This is a genomic window from Alkalihalobacillus sp. MEB130 (assembly GCF_032335535.1).
Classification (GTDB): Bacteria; Bacillota; Bacilli; order Bacillales; family Bacillaceae_D; genus Halalkalibacter.
Genome location: NZ_JAOANA010000005.1, coordinates 165,848 through 189,152 on the forward strand (window position 1 = coordinate 165,848; position 23,305 = coordinate 189,152).

Sequence of the window (23,305 nt, forward strand, 5' to 3'; positions counted from 1 at the left end):
AGAATGAAAATATACAAGTCGTTAAAGCCAGTACGGCGAAGTTAATGCAGCAATAATTATTACAAAAAACAATAAGAGTAACACACGTATAAGAGGGAACGAAAAAGGTATTACTTTTTTCTTTTTTCTAGTTCTTCGATGAATTTGACTTCTAGGAGGTAATGATTTCTGTATTTGATTTTCTGGCTCTAACGTTTCCATCTGCTCACGTAATTGATCTGCTTGATCATATTTTCTCCCATCTTTAGTCATACATATTACTCTCCCGTCCGCTATTTTTCGTTACGTATCGATGTCTTATCACTAAACCTAATAAAAAATCAATCATAAAATGAGCAAAAATAGTTACTAATACATTGCCAGTCCAATAAAATAAAGCACCCAAAAGAAAACTAACTAACCATACATTGATAAAAAGGATAGGCTTATGCAGATACCGAAAATGTATAACGGCAAAAATAGTACTGGCAATCACTAAACCAAAGGCCGTTTGTAAAACAGCACGAAATAACAATTCTTCTGCAACAGCGACAACAAAACAGAGAACCGTTAACTCAAGTAAAGATAATTCCCTAAAAACTCGCTCATTAATTCCACCATCATCCAACCATGATGGTGGCAACATTTTTTCTAGAACCAAATCAATAAGTACGATGAAAATGGCAACTGTACCACCTAATAGCAGAATTACGTTAATGTTAAATTGAAATAGCGCTGTGAACTCTTCCCAACGGTCAAAGACGAAAAAGCCAAAAACTCCCGCTAAAATAATCATGATTCCTTGAGTTCCATACACATTTAGCTTTAGTTCATGATCTGTTAATTCAGCTACAACTTCACTCTGTTTTTTCATCGTTGCTTACACCCTGTCCAAGTATATCTTCTAGTATCTCTTTCCATGATTGTACATTTGCGGATAACGTCCTATAGTCTTTCTTTTCAAATAACTCAAGTGAAGACCCACAATTGTCACAGCAACTTTCTGGAGTTTTTTCTACTTTTTCTGAAAAATAATCTAAAAGCAATTCTCTCCGACAAGAAGTCGTTCGTATCCACCGTAGAAACATCTCTAGTTTAATTCTTTTGCTTTGCAACCTAACGTCTTCCTCATCCCTTATACTCGCAAAAAGAGAGTCTACTGAAAAAGATCTAACTCGCTCCCCTTCAAGAATTCCTCTTATGTCTAATTGATAGCGTATTGTTCTCCAAGATATGTCGCTACAGCCAATACGTAGCTGCAACTTTCTTTCCACTTCATTTGTCCATTTTGGTACATGTCTTACTTGTTGTAACAACTCTCTTAATTGCTCATCCGTCAATCGGTCTCCTTCTAATAGCAGCCTATTTAATCCACTATCTTCTTCACAATACAATAAAATGGCTACACTTGGCTTTCCGTCTCTTGCTGCTCGACCAATTTCTTGTACATAGGACTCCATATCCACGGGGTAATGAAAATGAAGAACAAATCGTATATCCTTTTTATTAATGCCCATTCCAAACGCACTAGTACAACAAATGACATCAATTTGTCCATTCATAAATTGTTGTTGAATTAACAGTCGATCTTCTGTCGTAAGTCCTCCGTGATAAAAAGCGACTCTTCCTACATCCTTTTGTTTTAACCAGGCTGCAACATTTTCTGCCCACATCCGGCTTGAAAAATAAATCATCCCTGGACCCGCTATTGATTGAACAATCTGTTCGACACGTTCCATTTTTTGTCCATGTGTCTCACATATTTCCACTCTATATGAGATCGAAGGACGATCAACTGAATAGATTAGATAACGAGGCTGATCCATTACTAAGCGATTGCTTATGTCCTTCTGAACTGATTTCGTGGCTGTTGCTGTAATAGCCAAGCAAGGTGGGTTTCCAAGCACTTGCTTTACGTTGCCTAACCGTAAATAATCCGGTCTAAAATCGTGCCCCCATTGAGAAATACAGTGAGCTTCATCAACGATAAAATAAGAAATTTTCATTTTGGATAAACGTTCTTGAACGAATGGAATTTGTAACATTTCGGGTGAAATATAAATTAATTTATACTTATGCAAATCACGGAACACGTTTCTTCGTTCGTTTTTTTGCATAAAACTATTAATCGCAACTACTGACTTAATTCCTTCACTTCGAAGTTGTTGTACTTGGTCTTCCATTAATGACAATAGTGGAGATACTATTAGAGCTGTACCTTCTGACAGGAGAGCTGGAAGTTGATAACAAATGGATTTCCCCGTTCCTGTTGGGAGCATTGCTACTACATCTTGCCCAGCTACTAAAGCTGTAATGACTTCTTTTTGCCCAGTTCGAAATTCAGGATACCCAAAGTGCTTTTGTAATTCATATTCAAGTTCCATTCTCTACCTTCTTTCTCGCTAACACTAATCGAATCATAAAATATTCAACTTCTTTTGGAATTTGTTCTTTTATCGTTCGTAAACGAGATGTTTGAAGAGTTTCTGCAAGGTGTAATATTAAGTTCTCTTCCTCCTCACTTACAAAAGGGCGGATTGAAAAATTAGGGTTCTGAATTGCTACCTCTACTACATGGTCTTCAATCGTATTCTTTTTTAATTTTCTCATGTCACTTATCTCTTCAATCGTATGCCCTTTTTCCAAGAGAAGAAATGTTTGTTTAGCTGATTCCGTTAATACAAATGCAGGTTTCAGACCTTCTACAAATATGGATAAGTATGGGAATGCCTCTGTTCTCTCCATTGTTAAAATAAAACGATGAATTGTTGAAAGTTGAATAACCGTAACCGCTTCAACGGTACTATGTAATTGTTCCGCAATTTGTTGTCTCGTTAACCCAATTTTTCCTCTTCCGCTTAACTGATGAACAAAAATCGCAGCTTGTACGTTTGAACATGTAGACAAAAAACGTTCTAATTCAACATGGATTTGTTTGCTTACCTTATTCATATCCTCTACCTTCGGAAGATGCTGTTTTACCCATTGTTGAATCTTTGTTTGGTGAGTAATAGGAAAAAAACTCCTTTCTCCTACTGAAAGATTACTTATAACTTGAATAAACAAGGATAGACGTAACCAAACTTCTTCTGCATATGACTGGTACTCCCATCCGCGTAAATCATTAACATAATGGTTTCTAGTTTGAAAGTGATGTAACTCTTTTTGACCATAATCAGTTAACTTCACCCGATCTTCTTCTATTTTTATTGCCAAATGGTTTGAAATAAGATGTGATATATCGTTCTCAAAGTCACTACGTTCTAATTTAGGAAAAAGTCCAAAATAAGAAAAAACTCCAAAAAAAGCGCCATCTTGGATCGTTTGTGCTGATTTTTTCCCTTTTAATAAATGGTAAATACCGTATATCGTTCTATCTGTTTGGATAGTTGCTATAACTGTTGCTATAATTGCTTGTCTAATTGTTAATGTTTCCATGTTAATCCACCACCTTGCACTATATAGTTATTGTAACAAATTCCAGTGAACAAAGCGGCTGAAAAGTATCGAATGAGCAAATAAATAAGACGAGCATATTGAAAGAGAAAAATAATTTGAAACAAAATTGGTTGAAAAGTTTGGCAATCCGTTTTACAATAAATCAGTAGAAAATCACATTTTTTTGTTAAAATTCTGTTCGTAATAATGATCGAATGGTAATAAATTGGAGGGTTTTAAGATGGCAAAGTACACAATTGTTGATAAAGATACCTGTATTGCATGCGGAGCTTGTGGCGCCGCTGCTCCAGATATTTATGATTATGATGATGAGGGAATTGCATTTGTAATTCTAGATGATAACAAAGGGACTGCTGTAATTCCTGAGGAACTAGAAGAAGATATGATTGACGCACAAGAAGGGTGCCCAACAGACTCCATTAAAGTTGCAGACGAATCGTTCGATGGAGATGCCCTAAAGTTTGAATAGTAAAAGGGAAGTTTGGTTTGAAATGAAGCCTGCAAAGAGATCACTCTTAGCAGGCTTTTCGTCTATAAATGATCTGATTTAGTTTTCGTTGTCACCTTTTGGAATACTGCTTTCTCTACACCAACAATATGTGTCATCATCGCTTCATATGCTTGTTGGGAATCGTTATTCTGAATTGCTTCAAAAATAATGATATGCTCATCATATAGTTGCTTCATTTTTTCGCTTTCCGAAAACAAAAATAATCTTCGAGCTTCACGCATTAAGACTTGCATCGTATCAGATACCGTTTCTAATAATTTAAGTAGCATATCATTTTTCGTTGATCGGACAATGGCCATATGAAATTCAACATCGGCTTTTTCACCAATTTCTCCATCCCCTTCAGCACGTAGCATTTCTTCAAGAATAAGCTTCATCTTTTGTAGGTCTTCTTGACTCCGGTTCTTTGCTGCCAAAGAAGCCGCTCCCGTTTCAACGATCTTTCTAATTTCAAATAGTTGCTGTATATCTTCCTGTTTCATAAATTCAACAGATGGAATTACATTGCTAACCAAATCATGATCTATTTTTTTTACAAACGTCCCTTCGCCTTGTTTAATCTCGACAAGTCCAACTGCTTTTAATGCACTTAGTGCTTCACGAATAGCTGAACGGCCTACATTAAAGTCTTCTGCAAGTTGCTGCACAGAAGATAATCGCTCTCCGGGCATAACTTCCCCACTTCGGATCATTTCTGTTAATTGTTCTGCAACAATTTCATATATTTTTTTAGGTCGCACTTGTTCAATTGCCATCGTTCTACCCCCAAAACATCATTCTTATTTACATAAAATAATTAAGATGATCCTTTTCGTATCTAAATTAAATCATTAACGGTCACTGTAAAGCGCTCCCATTGTCTCTTTAGACAAATTGTACCGTCCTTTTGAGGGTTTGGCAATAAACATATACGTTAGAGAATGAGTCCTTCAAGTGCAAGTAAACAATTGTTAGACCAGATTTCAGAAAAAGCTTCCGGTGGCAACGGGTTTGTTCCGACACCAACCTCAATAGTAAAACCTGCACGACCTGTTTCTTGAATGAACCAATCCTTATACCCTCCATCACTTTCAGCAGTATGAACCGGCGTATAGGAGCTAACAAGAGATAGGCGTTTGACCATTTCTTCACTCTCTTTCGGTTCAAGTCCTCGATAGCCCCAATAAATCACCTGACCTTGGGAGTGAAAAGCTAGGACATAGGAAAAGGAATGACGTACTGTTAAGCGATGAATCGCTTGAGCTTCAGGTTCTGTTAATGGACCGCTCCCACTATAATGGCGTGCCCAAGGGATTTGTGGACTTCCTTTAGCCTCTTCCTCCCACCTCGCTGGCCATTGATGATTAAGGTCAACTCCACGTATATTACTCGACCAATGCTCAAATCGTCTCATTCCTTTATTAATCTCTAGAACTTCTTTTTCAAACGGATGATCACGATAAACTCCTTGAAGTACTAAATCAACTCCATCAGGGTTTACTAATGGAACAACAAAAAGAGTGACTTCTGATAAGATATCTTTCACTTCATAACCGTGCCACTTTTTTCCTTGTTTGTGACATATAGCTAATTCCCTTATGTAATGCATCAAAAATTTACTCGTATGCCATTCATTTGCATGCCAACCTCCAGAATAGAAAACTTCTTTAGGACCGGTACCTATTTTAAAAGAATAAATAGGCTGATTCAAAACAGAATACCCGATAATATCCACTTTTACACCTAGTTCTTTTACAAACGGTATCATCTTCTCTACATCGTTCTGAGAGAATTCCGTATGAGTAATGTAATCAACATTCATCATTTCCGCTTCTCTTTGAATGGTGGGGATATGCAGTTTCATTCCAGGGGTTAAATAACTATTTGAAGAATAAATATGGGGATTAAATAAAAGCAAATCAAACGGCCTTAGTTTATATTGATGAGCTAGTTTATTCAATGTTTCACCTTTTTGTATAATATGCTTCATGTCTCCTCACCCTCCTCTGTTCATATATATGAGTGGAAGGCACCATCCATACAACAAGAATTTATTTTTCTCTCTTCCTTATCTACTATTGCCAGTAAGACCATTCTACTCACTCAACAGTCGTGGGCGAAAGTTAGACTGCTAACTAATGGACGATCATGTAAATGATTTATTTGCAACAAGATGATGGAATTCATTTTGTAGATAGTATTGAGTGCTAAAAATAGGGTGTCCCAAAAGGAAAAACTCTCCTCTAGGACACCCTATTATTTTTCATATTACCAAAAATAGGTGAACAAAAGATCTAATTGTTCATCTACATTCTTTCCTAAATAAAACAGACCCTTTTCTGTAATTACTATCCGGTCATTCTCCCGCTTTACTAAGCCTTCTGTAAATGCAACATCAACATAAAATTGATAAAGATGTGCGACCTTCTGTTTCTTTTTTGGACTCATTAAACCATACCCAAAAGTCCGATCATGACATTTCCAAAAACGCGGATGGAGTTCTTTTTCATTCACCATCCGGATCGAACCGTGCTGATTTATCTTTTTTAGCATAAAGATAAAACCATCAATTAGATCTACTTGATAGCTAGTTAAATCCGTTTGTTTGTTAAGCCATTGAAATAGCTCTGTGTCGACTCGTACTTGTTGCAGTCCCATTTCATTCTTCATCCTTACCAATGATAACTTGACTTAATTTTACCATATTCGACAAGGTTTTCACACACTTGTCCTCTAATTTATTACGATTGTTTGTCCAGGTACAATCATGTCAGACTCTAATTGATTTTGCTCAATTATTTCTTTTGCCGTTATTCCATAATTAGTGGCAATGGATGTTAACGTTTCACCTGACTGAATGATATGAACGTTTTCCATTTGAACGACTACAAGAACGTCGTCTACTTTTATTACATCACCTGTTAAGCCATTCCATTCTTTTAACTCATTTACCGAGACACCGAGTTTTGAGGCTAGACTCCATAACGTATCTCCTGCCTGAACAGTGACTTCGATTGTTTCTCCGTTACTCCGATTATGAATTAAAGTTTCGTCTCGTTCAGGACTCATAACAGATACAATTTCCCTCTGTTTCCAATCTTGTCCATACGGAGAATCCTCACCTAAAGAGGCATACATATACTCTGGTTCTTGTGACAGCACTAAAAATGGATCTATGGATTCTGATTTTTCGATATTCCAATTGCCGTTATGTACTTCAAAATGAAGGTGATTTCCCGATGATCGTCCTGTTGTTCCTACCGTCCCTATTTTTTCACCTTCTGTTATCGCTTGTCCTTCTTCCACTTTTCTTTTATGTAGATGAGCATAAACAGTCTCAAGACCATTATCATGTTCAACAAAGACAACATTTCCATATGTATCTGAATAATACGAACGACTAACAATGCCATCAGCAATTGTAACAACAGTTGTTCCTTCAGGTGCAGCTATATCAATTCCATAATGCTTACCCCACCTTGTCCCATATGTATCCGTAATTTCACCAACAGTAGGCCAGATGAGCGATTCTACTAGCTCTTCTGGCACTACTTCTTTCGTTTCAGCAAACGATGTTGTCGTACTAATAAACAACAAACCTAAAAACGTTGCTAAGGCCAAGGCAATACAAATTCGTTTTATAAAATCAACCATGTTTTCCTCCTCATACACTCGGTACTACTCATTTTTCCAAAAGTTTCACATTGTTATCCTATGGAGGATTTAATTATTTTATTCCATTACTTTTTACTCTACTGCACCCGATTGGATAATTTTTACATCGACATGTACTTGGAATTCAGAACTTGGATACAATGTATTTTGCCACTCCTCGGAGTCCCAATTCCTAGTCGTACTTCGATATTTCTCTCCTAATCCAAGTGGATCTATTCCTCCTTGCTGAAATTGAACAAGTAACTCTTCTCCACGCGTTGATATTAAGTCTTCAATTGATTGTTCCATTTTTTCAATAATGTTAACTTGATCCAAATTCATTTTCCCATCATAATCTTCTATTGCTCCATCCATAGTGATATCAATGGTAAAAACAGGGACACTTCCTGACTTATTGAGGTTTCTCCTCACATCACTATGTAACTTTTCTAAGACGACATAACTTTGCTCTCCTTCGTATTCTACTTCAAATTGTTGAATAGCTTGTCTGGTTGTATCAAGCATCATCTTTAATATAAATGAATCATCTAAATTTAAATAAGAATGATACGTTTCACCAGAAAATAAGGCCGTTCCAATAATAGACACGTGCTCTTCACTAGACTTTCCAAGCATGGGTAAGTATGGGTCGCGCCCATCATTATATAAACTAAAGAGAAATTCATGCATATTCGTCGGGGGTAAAATACTAGTATCTTGGTTTTGCTCAATTAATTCTGGCAAGTGGACCCCAGCTAATTCCCCGTCACCTAGATCCGTTTCAATATAAGAACCAGCATCATTTCCTTCTGCAATTGCTAGTAAGATACGGTTCCCTACAGAAGGATCTCGATACATAGCATTAACCGTTCTTTCAATTCCTTGTTCAGCTAACTCTTGACTGAACATAAGTAACCTTGTTTGTCCAAATCTAATCGGTTTTTGTGATTTTTTATTCAATTCAATTCGTGTTCCTTTCGTTGTTTCCCCCGTTGCTTGAATGATTCCCTGTTTTAACTCTTCTTGTTGTGCTTCCTCTGGAAATGTAGGAAAGCTAACTGTTATCTTTAGTCCCCGCTCCTGATCAAAATCAAAAGCAGCAGCTCGAATCATGGAGACTTCATCAACAATCCGAGTTTCTAAACAACCTGTTAAGAATAAAAGCATGAGGATGATACTACATGCTAGTCGTCTGTTCACGCTTTCCCCTCCTTAGCTTTAATACGATGGTTTGTAATAAAACAAGAATAGGTACATAAACAAAAGCAATATAGAATCCAATTTCTCCAATCCAGTCGCTAAATAAACTTACTTCTTGTCTTGTAGGTAAAAAAATAGAAACTAAAGCCATAATTCCTAAAGATACAAGAAGGGCTATTCGTTGACTCATTTGAAAAATACGCTTCGCACATCGACTTGCTCCCCATAGAGCAAGTGCAATATTTGGCGCAATTAAAAACATCCACATCGAAATTCCGATGTATTCAAACCGTTCCAAAAAAGGTAATTGAACAACTTTGTACAGCGTTAAGGTAGCCCAAATCGTTCGATTTAGCTGTTCTTCGCTATAAAACGCTAAGCTAACAATCATTAAAATTGTATAAGAGAGGGTCGTAAGCAAAGCCCCTATGTGCGCCCATTTTTGAGTCAATTCTTTTTTCTTCAAAAATGGGTAGTAAAGGAGGAGTAGTTCAAATCCAAGAAAACTTAATGTCGTTTCTTTCGCTCCTATTGCTAGTTCTGCAAGTGAATGTTTCCAAATCGGCAACATATTGATAAAATTAGCAAATTCAAGAGGTAGTAATAAAATAGGTACCAACGCAACCGGAATGATCACACCTAAAAACGTAATCCCAACAACAGTTCGAAAGCCTCCTGCCACTACATAATAAAAAAATATAGCTGCCACAATAGCCATTGACCACGTGGGTAAGTCAGGAAACATCCAAACTTGAACAATTTCAATATACGCTCGAAGTACGGTGGTCGCTAATAAAATAAAATAGATGCAAATAATAAAAGAAAGTGCATTGCCAATCCATTTCCCAAAAATTTGTTGATGAATGGAAACCCAATCCCCATTTGCCCGCTTTAGCAATATATACATACACGCGATGATGAGATGAACAACCATTCCAGCCACTAAAACAGAGATCCAAGCATCATATCCTGCTGTTTTAACAACCGATCTTTGAAAACTTAGTACTCCAACACCTACTTGCATCCCATTAATAAGAAAGAGGGTTAAAAAACCTGAAACTAAATATTTTTCCTTAATCGGTTGTTCCATCTGCTCACCGCCTCATTCATCAATATCATGCTTCTTAGATGCTCTATTAAAATTAAACCTTCCCTTATCTCTAGGACGTAAATAAACGGGGCGAGATGACATCCAGTTAAACGGCAATCGGACAAAGGCATCTTTCCAATCTTTAATCCTCGGTGGAAATATAGGTTCAAAGTATGGTCGCCCTAGCGATTTTAAATTTAGTAAGTGTACCATCGTAATTAAAGAACAAAACGCTACCCCTACACCTCCTAAAAATGCAGCGGCTAATAAAAAAGGAAAGCGAATTAATCGGATAGTATTTCCCATTTGGTAAACCGGAGTAGTAAAAGAAGCAAGTGCAGCCAGTGCTACGATAATAAGCAAAATATTGCTGGTTAAACCGGCTTCAACAGATGCTTGTCCAATAACAATTCCTCCAACAATTCCAATTGTCTGACCTACTTTCGTCGGTAGACGAGCCCCTGCTTCTCGAAGTAATTCAATCGTTAACTCTAGAAAAATGGCTTCAAGTATAGGAGGAAATGGGATGTTGCTTCTAGATGCAATAATGGTTGAAAGCAAATCTCTCGGAATGAGTTCATAATGAAACGTCAAGACAGCAACGTAGATCGGTGTTGCTAATACAGAGAAGGCAACGGCTAGAAAACGTAATAAACGAACGGATGTAGAGACTTGCCATGGCATGTAGTAATCTTCTAACGAAGAGAAGAATTCAACCAAAGTCGTAGGCCCAAAAACAGCCTCCGGAGAGCCATCTGCTAAAAAAGCAACTTTTCCTTCAGCAATTGCAGCGGCTACACGCTCTGGTCTCTGTGTATTAATCAGCTGCGGAAAAATAGACATTTGATTATCTGAAATCATCTGTGCCAGACTACTTGAGTCGATAACTTGATCAAACTCAATGTCCTGTAATCTTTGTTCTACTGTTCGAAGATTATCTTTATCTACGATTCCTTCGATATACAGGATAGAAACCCGTGTTTGAGTAAGTTTCCCTAACTTCAATTCTTTTACCTGCATTTGAGGCAACGGCAAGCGTTTTCGAATTAAATTTATATTTGTATCAATTGCTTCAATAAAGGCTTCCTGGGGTCCTGTTACCGTAAATTCATTTTCCGATGGGGCCACGTCCCGGCCCGAATCCATCGCTACTTCTACTAGCGCACATTGAGAACGAAGCTGTTTATCATAGATCAAAACAAATCCTTGCATCATCTTTTCACGTACATTCTTCGGAGCCTTTGTGAGTTCCTTTCCTTGAACAGGAATATCGTCGATTAGCTGTTCCAATGTTTCACCTATTGACCGATTAATATATGGCAATACATCTCGCTGCAACCGATTACTATCAATCAACGTTTGAAAATAAGCAATTTTATATGTGTTTTTTTCCTTATTAAGATCGTACATGACAAAATCGCTTGATTTTTGAAACAATTGAACAGCATCCTGTAACGTCTCTTTTCGATTTCCTACCAATTGCTTCATCAGCCATTTTCCGAGCACGACCCTCACATCCTTCTGTTTTAATCCAGACATTGTCGTTTTTTAGTATGAAATGGATATGTTTCATTTATGCACGAAAAAGGTATCCAAAAAGGTAGCTACCCTTTGGACACCCTCTTTCGAAAAATGAGGCAATTAGAAAATGAGACCAGCTTTTTCTCATGAAACTCTAATGTGTATGAACTGAAACAAGAATTTCTCCTCGATTTAGATTTACATCTGTTTTAATGAGCACAGGATAGGAATGGGGATTTTTAAATCGAAAATCCGGTCCTCCCCATGATACAGTTGCATCTCTCCCTTCTGGAACATAACCTATTTCTCTTGAATGTGTATATCGTTCAATCATTTCTAAACCCGCTTTGTCAACGGCATTAAAGAGTGTTGAAGATGTTTGACAAATCCCTCCCCCAATCCCCATGACAAATTCTTTATTTATAATCTCTTTTGCTTCTTCGTATCCTCTTTCTCTTGTTCGCTCTCCTACCGTTTGATTAAAAGAAAATGTATCTCCAGGTCCTAACACGATTCCAGAAATAGCTTCTGCGGATAATTTGACATTTTGCGATCTACCTGCAACATTAGGATTAAAGTACGTTTTGAATTCTCCAATGCTTCTTTTGTCAATTCCTATTACGTCCTCTTCAGAAACAGCTGGTTCCGTCACATAAATAGGCATAACCATATCCTTTGTTCCTGTTTCTACCTTTTGTAACTGATCAACGAGTTCCTGCTCAGAAAGGATGACTCTTGGAGTGCCGGGAGTAATTTCACCATTTGATTGAATACGGGGATTTTGCATAGGAGTATCTATATGCGCGGCTAGGTCCTTAGCTAGTTGCTGTAACGCTTCTTCATCTAAAGAACTAGAGGACCTATAACCATAGTCATTCAAAACGACATCATGAACATTGTTATTCCACTCATCTTTTAAGCTAATCTTCCAATAAACAGGAGCCTTCCACATAGATTCGGTGTGAAAATAAGAAGAATGTGAGGCAACAGGCTTAGGCCCTTCAGCAGACACTTCATTGCTACATCCAGCAAGTAATAATAGCACAACTAGCCAACTTTTTTTCATTCATTTATCCCCCTCTATACATCATACACATTTACCAATATATGAGAGGTCATGTGAATCATTCCATGTATATTCGCTGATTTTTAATTAAATTAAAGAAAAAACCACACTTTATCAGAGTGTGGCTTCTACTTATTTCTCTTTCTTCCGCTTTCCTCCCTTAAATACAATCGCACTCCTTTCATATTTTATATCTCCAACCTTTAGTCGAGCATTCACGACGCGAGCAACTGCAAAGAAATAATCCGATAACCGGTTTAAGTATTTTAGTACAATAGTATTTATTTCAGCCTCTCGTTGCAGTCTAGTCACATATCGTTCAGCCCTTCTTGTAATCGTACGACAAATGTGAAGGGTCGCAGCCGCAGCCGCTCCTCCTGGTAATATGAATTTTTCTAACTCAGGAGCTTCTTCAATATAAACATCTATACGCGTTTCTAAGAAATCAATCATAGCTTGATTCGCCTTGTAAGGATGTTTCTCTGAAGCTTTAATCATCGCTAAATCTCCGCCACAATCAAATAATTCATGTTGAATTTTAGTCAACTCCATTTTTATATCAGAAAAATTTTCATCGTCCAATTGCGTAATGGCCTGCCCAATAAATGAGTTTAATTCATCTGTAGTTCCGTACGCTATGACCCGAGTATCATCTTTATCTAGCCTTCCTCCTATTACACTTGTTTTTCCCTCATCACCCGTTCGCGTATATAACTTCATAATCTTCCTCCTTATCTCAAATATCGAGAAGTAGTTACACATCTTTTTTTCGTGCTCGTGATAGTTTCAAATTATGTATGGTCTATATTATATATGATTGATGCAGTCATAAGCCATGATCGATTTTCTAACTTATGGACAAATACCTCTTTATGCACTTTTTCACTATCGTTTGTACGGAGTATATAAAAAAACTATTGACAACCTCCCTCCTACTAAGCTAAAGTTTAAAACAATTTCATATGTTGAAAATAGGTACTTTGAAGATAGCTTCAAAGTTTAAAAGGGAATTCGGTGTAAATCCGAAGCGGTCCCGCCACTGTAATAGAAAAGTTATCATGACATGTCACTGGCTAACGCTGGGAAGACCATGATCACGTTGATTCTAGAGCCAGGAGACCTGCCTATTTTAACAACACTGCTTTTACCTACGGGAGATAGGGAGGTGTTAACAATATTGCATTGATTAATCTATGGATATCGTTACCCTTTTTTCGGTAATGATATCCATTTTTTTGTAGTGAAATATATATTTTATTGGAGGAACTATTAATGAACTCATTAAAAACTAGTAATTTAGGCTACTCTCGAATTGGAGAGAACCGCGAATGGAAAAAAACTCTTGAAGCCTATTGGTCTCATACTATTACTGAAGAGACTTTCTTACAACAAATGAAGAAATATCGACTTCATCATCTTCAGAAGCAACTAGAAAAAGATGTGGACCTTATTCCTGTTGGGGAATTTTCCTATTATGATCACGTTCTTGATACAGCTAGTATGTTTGGCTTTGTTCCGAAACGGTTTGGACATGATGGAGGGACGGTTCCTTTAGCTACCTACTTCGCAATGGCACGTGGTAGTCAAGGAACGCATGCTTGTGAAATGACAAAGTGGTTCGATACAAATTACCATTACATTGTTCCTGAAATTGAAAATAAAAAGCCTGTTTTACTAGAGAATCGTCCTCTTCAAGCTTTCTTAGAAGCAAAGAACGAATTAAACATTACGGGAAAGCCTGTTATCCTTGGACCTTTTACATTTTTGAAATTATCTAAAGGTTATAATACGGAATCGTTTGGAAGTTTATTAATAAGTTTTATCCCAGTTTATACGCAATTGTTATCTGAGCTCGCACAAGCAGGCGCCACTCTCGTTCAGATTGATGAGCCTTCGCTCGTTACCGATATAACAACGGATGAAATGGAGCTCGTTCATGACTTTTATGAGGAGATCTCTAAGCAAGTACCCGAACTTGAAATTTTGTTACAAACTTACTTTGAGGCAGTTTCTCACTATAAACAGGTAATTGACTTACCTGTGAAAGCAATCGGTCTTGATTTTGTCAGTGGTTATGAAGAAAACATTCAATCAATAAAAAAATTCGGCTTTCCTAAAGATAAGATTCTTGCTGTAGGAGTAATTGATGGAAGAAACATTTGGAAGAATCGTTTACAAGAAACGAACGATCTTATAACGCAGCTTAGTAAGTATGTTCCGCTAACTAATCAAATTCTCCAACCTTCTTCTAGTTTATTGCATGTTCCGGTTACTGTTAAAGGAGAATCCAAGCTACATTCCATCGTGAAAGATGCTTTGGCTTTTGGTGATGAGAAGCTAGATGAATTGCGCCTTTTACGAGATGTCTTACTCCATCCATCTCCCACTAAACAAAATGTATTAGAGCGCTATGATTCTACTCTTAAAAAACTTGAGCAATCAACATGGAGAAAGAAAAAAGAAGAAACCATTCTTCCATCAGAGAGAACAAAACCATTTCAAGAAAGATATGAGCTTCAAAATAAAAAGTGGAACTTACCTCTCCTACCAACAACCACTATTGGAAGTTTTCCACAAACAAAGGACATTCGAAAAGCGCGCTTTCAGTGGAGAAAAGGTGAATTAGCGAACGATACGTATGAGGCACACATCAAAAGCAACATTGAAAAGTGGATTCGTATACAAGAGGAATTGGATATTGATGTTCTAGTACATGGAGAATTTGAACGAAATGACATGGTTGAGTTTTTTGGTGAGAAATTAACAGGTTTTGCATTCTCGCAAAATGGGTGGGTGCAGTCGTACGGTTCTCGTTGCGTAAAACCTCCAATTATTTATGGAAATGTCTCTTTCGATCAACCAATCACTTTAAAAGAAACGCTCTATGCACAATCACTTACAAACCGACCAGTTAAAGGAATGTTAACGGGGCCTGTTACCATTTTAAATTGGTCCTTTGTCCGTAATGACCTTACTCATAAAGAAGTTGCTTTTCAAATTGCCGAAGCGTTACTTCAGGAAGTTCAATCATTAGAAAACTCAGGAATCACCATGATTCAAGTTGATGAGCCAGCTTTACGCGAGGGACTTCCACTTAAACAGAAAAAACATAGCTACTATTTAGATTGGGCAGTCGAAGCTTTCAAAAGAAGTACGTCAGCTGTATCAGATACAACGCAAATTCATACCCATATGTGCTATAGCGATTTTAATGAGATTATTGATGCCATAAAAGCGTTAGACGCAGATGTCATTTCTATTGAGACATCTAGAAGCCACGCTGAATTAATTTCGGCATTTGAAACAAATGTTTATGATAAAGGAATTGGTCTTGGAGTATATGATATTCATAGTCCACGTGTCCCTTCTGAAGAGGAAATCACATCAGTCCTTGAACGAGCTTTATCCGTATTGCCAGCAAATCTCTTTTGGGTTAATCCCGATTGTGGATTAAAAACACGCGGGGAGCAAGAAACGGTTGCCGCCCTATCCATTATGGTTCAAGCTGCCAAAAAAGCTCGCCAGAATATAAAGCAAGTAAGTGAATCACTATAGTTTGATGAAAAAAACTAAAAGCGGGATAAGGTATTTCTATTAAACGATATCCATTTACAGCTGAAACCTTTTTCTCCAAACAAAGGAGTTCCTTACATGAGATATGAACTTGTCTACTTCCTGCAAGCTACGTATGATGAGAAAGTAATTCGGACTTTTATCAAAAATATGGATGCAAAAAGTTTAATGACATTGCTTCATTATCTTTCTTTAACAGATCAAGATACGAAAGAACGTTGGCTTACCATTTATCATAAACTCTTCAAGTAACTCTCTAAACTAAAAACGAAAAATCTGTCCCAATATATGATATCAAACTAATCATATAAAACTTGGGACAGATTTCCTTATTACTTATTTCCTTTTTTAGGAATAAAGAAGGAGAAGGTTGTTCCTTCGTTCATTTTACTATGAACAGAAATCGTTCCTTCATGGGCCTCAACAATATTTTTGGCAATAGCTAGGCCAAGTCCTGTTCCTGCACGGCCTCTTGTCCTAGCCTTATCAGCTTTGTAAAAACGCTCAAACACGTAAGGAAGATCTTGTTCTGGAATTCCTGATCCTGTATCGATGACATCAAACTTACATCCTTCTTCATAGTCATAAATTTGAAGCTTAACGTGGCCCTTCTCACTTGTATGACGAACGGCATTATGAAGCAAATTGGTTAATACTTGTTCAATACGATCTGGATCACAGTCTAAATGTGCTTCTTTAGACATCTCCATTGTTAATTCAATTCCTTGTTCGCGAGCAAGACCATGAAACTTTCTAACAATTCGTTCTGCAAATGATTGTACCTCTATTTGCTCTAAATTTAACTCAACGTGCCCAGCTTCCATTCTAGCAATATCAAGTAGTTCATTTACTAACCTTCCCATTCGCAGTGATTCATCATAGATAATTTTAGCGATTTCTTTCTTTTCTTCATCAGAACCTACGATATCATCAATGATCGCTTCACTATATCCTTGTAACATCGATATAGGGGTTCGCAACTCATGAGACACGTTAGCAATAAAGTCTTTTCGTAGTTTATCATGCCTGCGCTCTTCCGTCATATCACGAAAAACAGCTACCGCTCCTCTTATTTCATTTGGATCATAAAGCGGGGTCATGAGCACCGTCCAACTTCTCCCTTGGATTTCCACTTCGGTTACTTGCTCTTTTTCTAATAAAACGACTTTTTCGAACAGCGTTTGCAACGCTACAGGCAATTGAACGTGTAAATCTTGTTTCATCCCCTGCTCATAATACCAAGATTGAATAAAACGGTCTGCAGGCGGATTCGTTAAAACCACACGCCCTTTTTTGTTTAACGTTATGACTCCATCTGCCATACTGCCAAGAATACGAGAGAGTTGTTCCTTTTCCTGATTTAAAGCATGGATATTATTGTTTAACTCTCTCCCCATTCGGTTAAAAGCAATTGCTAATTGTCCAATTTCATCATGAGTGAGGATTGGAATTTTTGTATTAAATTTTCCTTGAGCAACTTCTAACGCGACTTGTCTCATCTTACGTAAAGGAGCTGTAATTCGACTCGACAGAAAAAAGGCAAAAATCGTTGTTAATACGATTGCAATCCCTGCTGAAAAATAGATTATTTGACGAGTTTCATTAGAAGCAGCCTCAATGGCAGACAACGACTGATACAAAAAGACTGCCCCATCTTCAAACCGTTCGGGAGAAAGTGGAACACCAACAATCATAATTTCTGAATGAAATTCTTCCCCATCTCCAATAAAGAGAAAATCTCCTTCTGTCATGACAACTTTCTCTCCAGAAAAAACTTGCGATAGCGTTTCATCCGTAAAAAAGGTATCAAGTGCAACTTGGTGGTCTTCAGCCTCATCCGTACTCCACGCTTTCTCCCCTTCAATAAGCATAATAATATGAGTGTCAAATGCCTCTCCATATTGCTGAATGGTATAAAATGCATCGTTCTCATTTTCATATCCCTCATACATCGCGGCAATCATTGTGGCGTGATTGACGAGTTGAGATTCTGCTTCATTGACATGAAATCTCTCAAAAGACTGTAATAACAAGACCATCAAAATACTCAAAACAGCAGAAACTAAAAGTAAAATCGTAAACCAAAGCTTCCCAACAACACTACGCCAAAACATGGCTTATTTCACAGCCTCAAATTTATAACCAATCCCCCAAACTGTAGAAATCATGGAGGCAGCTTCAGGTGATATCTTATTTAGCTTTTCACGCAGACGTTTAATATGAGTATCAACTGTTCGCAAATCACCGAAGAAGTCATAATTCCAAACATCCTTTAGCAGCTGCTCTCTTGAGAAAACCTTATCCGGAGATTGGGCTAAATAATGCAGCAACTCATATTCTTTTGGAGTTAAACTAATTTCTTCATCTGAAACCGTTACCCGGTGGGCATCATTATCAATCATTAAATGTTGAAATACCAAGACGTCTTTTGCTTGTGTGTCCGTTTGCAAGAATTTTGTTGATGAAGAACGTCTTAGTAAAGCCTTAACGCGTAAGATCACTTCCCGTGGGCTAAATGGCTTAACGATATAATCATCTGTTCCTACTTCAAAGCCTTGAACTCGGTTTGCTTCCTCTCCTTTTGCGGTTAGCATCATAACAGGAGTAGCCTTAGTCTTTCTTAGCTCCTGACAAACTTCAATTCCATCCATACCAGGCATCATAATATCCAATAGAATTAAGTCATATTCAGCATCTAGCGCCATTTGCAGAGCTTGTTCACCGTTTTCAGCTTCTTCGACTTCATAATTTTCTCGTTCTAAATACATTTTTAACAATCTACGGATTCGATCCTCATCATCTACTATTAATATACGCGCTTCTTTTTCCATTTTATTTCCTCCTCGAATCAACCACATATATGTATTTTACCATGAATCATGAACAGATAGAAAACTCTCATATTTAGCAGAAGCCTACCGAAAAAGGAATTCCTCCTTTTCCAGTAGGCTTCTTACTGCGGTGTAGTTCTTTATATCATGCGTAAGCCACTTCTAAAGTGCATAAGAATGTAAACCAGCGATAACAAGATTTACAAACACTAAGTTAAACATAATAATGGCAAAACCCCCTACACACAACCAAGCAGATTTCTCTCCATGCCAGCCTTTTGATAGTCGTAAATGTAAATAAGCTGCATAGTATAAGAATGTAATCAACGCCCACACTTCTTTTGGATCCCATCCCCAGAAGCGAGTCCAAGCAATTTGTGCCCAAATCATCGCAAAGATTAAACCACCAAGCGTAAAGACTGGAAATCCAATGGCAATCGCACGATAGCTTACTTCATCCACAACTTGAGGACTAACTCCTTTTAATATGGGCTGAATAGCTGCTCCAATCCGCTTTCTAAAGATAAGACGTAATAACCAATATAGTGCAAGTCCAGAAATCAATGACCAAATAACTGTATTTAAATCATTGGCCACGATAAGGGCTGGTGCATGAACAAACGGTGCCATAACACCTTCTGTTAACAATTCGCCTTCATGGGGCCCAACTAGAACTGGGAGATTATAAGTCATTTCTGCTTCTAGCCCATTTTCATTAATGTAGGAGAAGCTTGCTTCATAGTTTAATGCATTAAAAATTGTCCCCATTAAAATAAAGCCGACTAAAGATAATAGACAGTACATGACAAATTCAAGAGCTCGAGTCTGAATGTTTGTTTTTGTAAAATCTAACGTACGAATCAAATAAAGGAGCCCTGCTGCCATCCCGATAGCTAAAATTCCTTGTCCTAATGCAACGGTAATAACATGAATCGTTAACCAGTGACTCTGCAATGCCGGAATTAAAGGAGCAACTTCTCCTGGGAACATCGACGCATACGCAATCACTAGCATAACAATCGGCATTGTAAATAACCCTAGATAATTTGAACGATAAATCGCATAGATAATAACAAAAGCAAAACCAATTGCTATTCCAAGAAACGTCATATATTCAAACATATTACTAACAGGAGCATGTCCTGCATGAATCCAACGAGTCACAAAATAGCCGATTGAAAATAAGGAACCTAGGATCGAGAAAATGAACCCGAACGTCCCCCATCTATTTCCACTCATTTCCCCTTGTTTGTTACGCCATTTCCTTCCTGTAATTGAAACAGTAAAAGCAATAGTCGCACCAAGATAGAGGAAAAAGGCAATATAGAGTAAATTTCCACTAAGTGCTGCCACGTAAATACCCTCCTCACAAAAAGGGTAGGGAATCCAACTTCCCACTACCCAATTTGTTTACAATCTAATTTTCTTTATGTTTACCCTTTTCATTTTCTTCCACTTGATCGCTAGGAGAAGATAATGATGTATCAGCTATACAAAAATCAATTTCCTTCCTTAAGGCCAAATAATTTTTATTTGTATGACCAGCAATCCAGACGTTTCCATCAATCCGTTGAAGCCAAATTCTGCGGTGTGCCCAATAAGAACCTTGTACTAAACCAATCATAAAAATAATTCCACCAATTATTAGCAAAGGTAATGTGTAATCTTTTCTAACAATTAAAGCTGACACGTGTTTTGTATCTACATCAACAAATGTCATTTTGTAATCATTTTCCCCCATCGGTTCCAAGTTGGTCCGAATTCCAACAAAACTAACTTCCCCTTCTGGCGTTTCCGGCGTGTACATGTCAAAAATAAAGACAGGATTGTCTGGAATTTGGGATTGAGTCGATGGAACATTAGAACTTGACATGACGAAATCAGGGAAATACTCTCTAATTTCAATTCGATATCCATCTCCTAAATCGTACACAGATTGCGGATCGAATAAATCAATTTTAATTTCTCCAAACGTTTCACCTGTTGCCTTTTCCTCAAGAGTAAACGTCATTGAATTTAATTCATGAAGTTTATAATCGACTTGATAGAGAGCAAAATTATCGAATTTCATTGGATCATTCACTCGAATTTTTTTACGATCAATTTCGACTAACTCTCCCTCTGTTCCGATAGCCCCAGTATTTTCACGTTCATATAATACAGCATCCGTTTGATACGTTTTCACAATAGGGCCGCCTGCACGCTGCATAGCTTCACCAAATACTTCGTCATCTTCGTCATAAAGCTCTACTAGAAATTCTTCATTTCCAATATGGTATTGTCCGCCTGTACTTGGAACAACGGCTGTTTCTCCTTCTCGAATCCACATATGTTCATCGACATACATACCAGGGAAATAGCGTAGCATACAGCCAATTAAAAATACGATCAATCCAATATGATTGACATAAGGTCCCCAACGAGCAAATCGATTTTTCTCTGCAAGCAGATTTCCGTTCTCTTCTGAGACGTTATACTTTTTCTCCTTAAGTTTCTCTTTGACAATGTCAAACGTTTGATCGATGTCTTCCACTTCGGACGTTCCGAAGACACGTTGCCTTTTTAAGAAATTAGCATGCTTCGTCACACGTTGTGTTTTTAACGCTCGATACAAAGGAAAAAATCGATCAACACTAGCAATAAAAATCGATATACCTAGACTGGCAATTAATAGCATGTACCACCAAGAACTATACAAATTATGAAAACCTAATTGATAATACAACTGACCAGCTAACCCATATTCATCAGCATAATATTCAGTTGGCCTAACATTAGGTGGTATGTACATTTCTTGTGGATAGATGGTCCCAATCGAAGATGCCAACAGCGTCACAACGATGATCCATATCCCTACTTTTACAGATGAAAAAAACATCCATACCTTATCTACAAAAGTGGTCGTATACGTTTGAGATCGCCTAGCCACCCCTTCGTATTTCATGTCTAGCAGCTTTTCTTGACTTTCGTTGCTTCCAACCGGTTTCCCACATGATTCACAAACAATGGTCCCACGTGGGTTTTCGTGTCCACACTCACACGTAAGTTTACTCATTTCCCCACACCTCAATCTATGTTCCAGGCTTTATCTCTTCCATGAAGTCTCTTACCATCTGTTCCGTCATGCCACCTGTGAACACTCGTACAATAACTCCATGTTCATCAATTAATATCGTTGTCGGTAATGGTCTAATTCCATAAGCCTCAATTACATTTAGACCATTATCAATCGCGATCGGGAATGTCAAACCATGACGGTTAGCGAAACGCTCGACCGTTAACTTAGGCTCATTTGCATTTACTGCAATAATTTCAACGCCTTTTTCCTTATATTCCTCGTATAACTCTTCCATAATCGGCATTTCTTTTACACATGGTGGACAGTATGTTCCCCAAAAATTCAAGAAAACACCTTTTCCTTTATATTCCTCTAATTCAATACGTTCGCCCTCTAAGTCTTGTAACACAAAATTAACAGATAGGTCTCCAGCTTTTGCTACGCTTCGATCAGCCATAAAGTTGGAGTAGAACGTATAGGCAAGAGCTAGCGTAATAATAGCTAAAATACTCGTTCTCATAATGAGCCTTTTTTGTTTCAACAAATAATCCCCCTTCCACAGTAAAGCACATACGCTATTTTCTCTATTATAACGTTAGAAACAATAAGTAACTATGGGGGCTTTATGACGGTTTCGTGACAGCTAATTCACGCAAATGTTTCACTTCAATTGGCTTTAATGGCCGAACCTCTCCTGGGTTCATACCTCTTAAATGAAGGAAACTATATTGTTCACGTTTCAATTTCATAACTGGATGTTCAATTGCATCAAACATTCGACGTACTTGTCGGTTACGACCTTCATGAATCGTTAGACGTACGATCGCGGTTTGCTTCTTCTTATCAATTGACATCAGCTTTACTTTTGCTGGAGCCGTCTTGCCGTCTTCTAGTTTTACCCCATTTTGTAATTCTTTTAATTTTTCTCGAGAAGGAATACCTTTTACTTTTGCTACATACACCTTCTCCATCTTAAATTTAGGATGCATAAGCATATTAGCAAATTCCCCATCGTTTGTTAGCAAAATCAATCCAGATGTATCGTAATCAAGTCGTCCGACTGGAAACACTCTTTGCTCAATTTCTAAAAAATCAGTAACTGTTTTACGACCTTTTTCATCTTTTACACTTGAGATCACGCCACTTGGCTTATAAAGAAGGTAATAAACCGGTTCTTCACGGTCAATTGGTACACCTTCTACTTCAATTTCATCTTTGTTTGGAGTGACTTTCACTCCAAGTTCACGTACTACCTTTCCATTTACTCTTACTTTTCCATCTACAATTAATTGTTCTGCTTTCCGTCGGGATGTTATCCCGGCTTGGGCAATTACTTTCTGTAACCGTTCCATCTCGTTCACCTCATGTACCATCATACTCTTCC

Annotated in this window: 22 protein-coding genes and 1 riboswitch; of the genes, 3 read left to right on the plus strand and 19 right to left on the minus strand. The window is 37.6% G+C overall.

Annotated features, from left to right (window positions below; all coding sequences use genetic code 11):
* Positions 1-21 precede the first annotated feature (21 nt).
* The 4 genes from N0O92_RS07385 to N0O92_RS07400 are packed head-to-tail and all read right to left on the minus strand — an operon-like array spanning position 22 to position 3,417.
* Positions 22-252 (minus strand): hypothetical protein, encoded by a 231-nt coding sequence (locus N0O92_RS07385; protein WP_315614024.1) that lies wholly within the window; start codon positions 250-252, stop codon positions 22-24.
* A complete protein-coding gene (locus N0O92_RS07390) occupies positions 245-853 on the minus strand; it encodes a CPBP family intramembrane glutamic endopeptidase (protein ID WP_315614025.1) in 609 nt (202 codons plus the stop codon). The genes N0O92_RS07385 and N0O92_RS07390 overlap by 8 nt, the downstream gene beginning before the upstream one ends.
* On the minus strand, positions 837-2,363 hold the full coding sequence (locus N0O92_RS07395) for a RecQ family ATP-dependent DNA helicase (protein ID WP_315614026.1): 1,527 nt from the start codon (positions 2,361-2,363) through the stop codon (positions 837-839). The genes N0O92_RS07390 and N0O92_RS07395 overlap by 17 nt, the downstream gene beginning before the upstream one ends.
* Entirely contained in the window at positions 2,353-3,417 is a 1,065-nt protein-coding gene (locus N0O92_RS07400; RefSeq protein WP_315614027.1) for a YpbB family protein, read from the minus strand. The genes N0O92_RS07395 and N0O92_RS07400 overlap by 11 nt, the downstream gene beginning before the upstream one ends.
* Before the next feature lie 241 nt (positions 3,418-3,658).
* Between N0O92_RS07400 and N0O92_RS07405 the strand changes: the two genes are divergently transcribed.
* On the plus strand, positions 3,659-3,907 hold the full coding sequence (locus tag N0O92_RS07405) for a ferredoxin (RefSeq protein ID WP_315614028.1): 249 nt from the start codon (positions 3,659-3,661) through the stop codon (positions 3,905-3,907).
* 62 nt (positions 3,908-3,969) lie between these two features.
* On the opposite strand, the gene N0O92_RS07410 is transcribed toward N0O92_RS07405, so the two are convergent.
* The 9 genes from N0O92_RS07410 to N0O92_RS07450 form a co-directional block, all read right to left on the minus strand.
* A complete protein-coding gene (locus N0O92_RS07410; protein WP_315614029.1) occupies positions 3,970-4,704 on the minus strand; it encodes a FadR/GntR family transcriptional regulator in 735 nt (244 codons plus the stop codon).
* A 158-nt stretch (positions 4,705-4,862) separates the two neighbouring features.
* Positions 4,863-5,918 carry a M14 family zinc carboxypeptidase gene (locus N0O92_RS07415; protein ID WP_315614031.1) on the minus strand — a complete coding sequence of 352 codons (1,056 nt, stop codon included), beginning with the start codon at positions 5,916-5,918 and terminating at the stop codon, positions 4,863-4,865.
* Between the two features lie 278 nt (positions 5,919-6,196).
* Complete coding sequence (locus N0O92_RS07420; RefSeq protein ID WP_315614032.1) at positions 6,197-6,586, minus strand: hypothetical protein; 390 nt, start codon at positions 6,584-6,586, stop codon at positions 6,197-6,199.
* 75 nt (positions 6,587-6,661) lie between these two features.
* The gene (locus N0O92_RS07425) at positions 6,662-7,582 is read right to left on the minus strand and encodes a peptidoglycan DD-metalloendopeptidase family protein (protein ID WP_315614033.1); all 921 of its coding nucleotides are present in this window, start codon (positions 7,580-7,582) and stop codon (positions 6,662-6,664) included.
* 93 nt (positions 7,583-7,675) lie between these two features.
* Positions 7,676-8,782, minus strand: a complete 1,107-nt coding sequence (locus N0O92_RS07430) for a Ger(x)C family spore germination protein (protein ID WP_315614034.1) — start codon at positions 8,780-8,782, stop codon at positions 7,676-7,678.
* Positions 8,760-9,872, minus strand: a complete 1,113-nt coding sequence (locus tag N0O92_RS07435) for a spore germination protein (protein ID WP_315614035.1) — start codon at positions 9,870-9,872, stop codon at positions 8,760-8,762. Before N0O92_RS07435 ends, N0O92_RS07430 begins: the two co-directional genes overlap by 23 nt.
* A 12-nt stretch (positions 9,873-9,884) precedes the next feature.
* Positions 9,885-11,378, minus strand: a complete 1,494-nt coding sequence (locus N0O92_RS07440) for a spore germination protein (protein WP_315614036.1) — start codon at positions 11,376-11,378, stop codon at positions 9,885-9,887.
* Positions 11,379-11,547: 169 nt separating this feature from the next.
* On the minus strand, positions 11,548-12,459 hold the full coding sequence (locus N0O92_RS07445) for a VanW family protein (protein ID WP_315614037.1): 912 nt from the start codon (positions 12,457-12,459) through the stop codon (positions 11,548-11,550).
* Between the two features lie 132 nt (positions 12,460-12,591).
* Positions 12,592-13,179: a cob(I)yrinic acid a,c-diamide adenosyltransferase gene (locus N0O92_RS07450; RefSeq protein WP_315614038.1), complete on the minus strand. Its 588-nt coding sequence runs from the start codon at positions 13,177-13,179 to the stop codon at positions 12,592-12,594.
* A gap of 235 nt (positions 13,180-13,414) precedes the next feature.
* Positions 13,415-13,601: riboswitch (cobalamin riboswitch) on the plus strand.
* 130 nt (positions 13,602-13,731) lie between these two features.
* Between N0O92_RS07450 and metE the strand changes: the two genes are divergently transcribed.
* Both metE and N0O92_RS07460 read left to right on the plus strand, forming a co-directional pair.
* A complete protein-coding gene (metE, locus tag N0O92_RS07455; protein WP_315614039.1) occupies positions 13,732-16,014 on the plus strand; it encodes a 5-methyltetrahydropteroyltriglutamate--homocysteine S-methyltransferase in 2,283 nt (760 codons plus the stop codon).
* A 96-nt stretch (positions 16,015-16,110) separates the two neighbouring features.
* The gene (locus N0O92_RS07460) at positions 16,111-16,284 is read left to right on the plus strand and encodes a hypothetical protein (RefSeq protein WP_315614040.1); all 174 of its coding nucleotides are present in this window, start codon (positions 16,111-16,113) and stop codon (positions 16,282-16,284) included.
* 80 nt (positions 16,285-16,364) lie between these two features.
* Here the strand turns inward: N0O92_RS07460 and N0O92_RS07465 are convergent, their stop codons facing one another.
* The 6 genes from N0O92_RS07465 to N0O92_RS07490 all read right to left on the minus strand — a co-directional run bounded on the left by N0O92_RS07465 (position 16,365) and on the right by N0O92_RS07490 (position 23,273).
* On the minus strand, positions 16,365-18,146 hold the full coding sequence (locus N0O92_RS07465) for an ATP-binding protein (RefSeq protein WP_315614041.1): 1,782 nt from the start codon (positions 18,144-18,146) through the stop codon (positions 16,365-16,367).
* A 3-nt stretch (positions 18,147-18,149) separates the two neighbouring features.
* Positions 18,150-18,863, minus strand: coding sequence for a response regulator (locus N0O92_RS07470; RefSeq protein WP_315614042.1), 714 nt, complete (start codon positions 18,861-18,863; stop codon positions 18,150-18,152).
* A gap of 162 nt (positions 18,864-19,025) precedes the next feature.
* A complete protein-coding gene (ccsB, locus tag N0O92_RS07475; RefSeq protein WP_315614043.1) occupies positions 19,026-20,216 on the minus strand; it encodes a c-type cytochrome biogenesis protein CcsB in 1,191 nt (396 codons plus the stop codon).
* 64 nt (positions 20,217-20,280) lie between these two features.
* Complete coding sequence (gene resB, locus N0O92_RS07480; RefSeq protein ID WP_315614044.1) at positions 20,281-21,918, minus strand: cytochrome c biogenesis protein ResB; 1,638 nt, start codon at positions 21,916-21,918, stop codon at positions 20,281-20,283.
* Positions 21,919-21,934: 16 nt separating this feature from the next.
* Positions 21,935-22,462 (minus strand): thiol-disulfide oxidoreductase ResA, encoded by a 528-nt coding sequence (gene resA / locus N0O92_RS07485; RefSeq protein WP_315614045.1) that lies wholly within the window; start codon positions 22,460-22,462, stop codon positions 21,935-21,937.
* A gap of 82 nt (positions 22,463-22,544) precedes the next feature.
* Positions 22,545-23,273 (minus strand): pseudouridine synthase, encoded by a 729-nt coding sequence (locus N0O92_RS07490; protein WP_315614046.1) that lies wholly within the window; start codon positions 23,271-23,273, stop codon positions 22,545-22,547.
* Positions 23,274-23,305: the final 32 nt, after the last annotated feature.

Bases quoted from the DNA above. Each gene is read 5' to 3' on its own strand.
- resB (WP_315614044.1), bottom strand. From the start codon at position 21,918: ATGAGTAAACTTACGTGTGAGTGTGGACACGAAAACCCACGTGGGACC.
- N0O92_RS07405 (WP_315614028.1), top strand. From the start codon at position 3,659: ATGGCAAAGTACACAATTGTTGATAAAGATACCTGTATTGCATGCGGA.
- N0O92_RS07460 (WP_315614040.1), top strand. From the start codon at position 16,111: ATGAGATATGAACTTGTCTACTTCCTGCAAGCTACGTATGATGAGAAA.
- N0O92_RS07415 (WP_315614031.1), bottom strand. From the start codon at position 5,918: ATGAAGCATATTATACAAAAAGGTGAAACATTGAATAAACTAGCTCAT.
- N0O92_RS07435 (WP_315614035.1), bottom strand. From the start codon at position 9,872: ATGGAACAACCGATTAAGGAAAAATATTTAGTTTCAGGTTTTTTAACC.
- N0O92_RS07450 (WP_315614038.1), bottom strand. From the start codon at position 13,179: ATGAAGTTATATACGCGAACGGGTGATGAGGGAAAAACAAGTGTAATA.
- N0O92_RS07490 (WP_315614046.1), bottom strand. From the start codon at position 23,273: ATGGAACGGTTACAGAAAGTAATTGCCCAAGCCGGGATAACATCCCGA.
- N0O92_RS07470 (WP_315614042.1), bottom strand. From the start codon at position 18,863: ATGGAAAAAGAAGCGCGTATATTAATAGTAGATGATGAGGATCGAATC.
- N0O92_RS07390 (WP_315614025.1), bottom strand. From the start codon at position 853: ATGAAAAAACAGAGTGAAGTTGTAGCTGAATTAACAGATCATGAACTA.
- N0O92_RS07420 (WP_315614032.1), bottom strand. From the start codon at position 6,586: ATGGGACTGCAACAAGTACGAGTCGACACAGAGCTATTTCAATGGCTT.
- metE (WP_315614039.1), top strand. From the start codon at position 13,732: ATGAACTCATTAAAAACTAGTAATTTAGGCTACTCTCGAATTGGAGAG.
- N0O92_RS07395 (WP_315614026.1), bottom strand. From the start codon at position 2,363: ATGGAACTTGAATATGAATTACAAAAGCACTTTGGGTATCCTGAATTT.
- N0O92_RS07445 (WP_315614037.1), bottom strand. From the start codon at position 12,459: ATGAAAAAAAGTTGGCTAGTTGTGCTATTATTACTTGCTGGATGTAGC.
- N0O92_RS07465 (WP_315614041.1), bottom strand. From the start codon at position 18,146: ATGTTTTGGCGTAGTGTTGTTGGGAAGCTTTGGTTTACGATTTTACTT.
- N0O92_RS07385 (WP_315614024.1), bottom strand. From the start codon at position 252: ATGACTAAAGATGGGAGAAAATATGATCAAGCAGATCAATTACGTGAG.
- N0O92_RS07400 (WP_315614027.1), bottom strand. From the start codon at position 3,417: ATGGAAACATTAACAATTAGACAAGCAATTATAGCAACAGTTATAGCA.
- N0O92_RS07425 (WP_315614033.1), bottom strand. From the start codon at position 7,582: ATGGTTGATTTTATAAAACGAATTTGTATTGCCTTGGCCTTAGCAACG.
- N0O92_RS07410 (WP_315614029.1), bottom strand. From the start codon at position 4,704: ATGGCAATTGAACAAGTGCGACCTAAAAAAATATATGAAATTGTTGCA.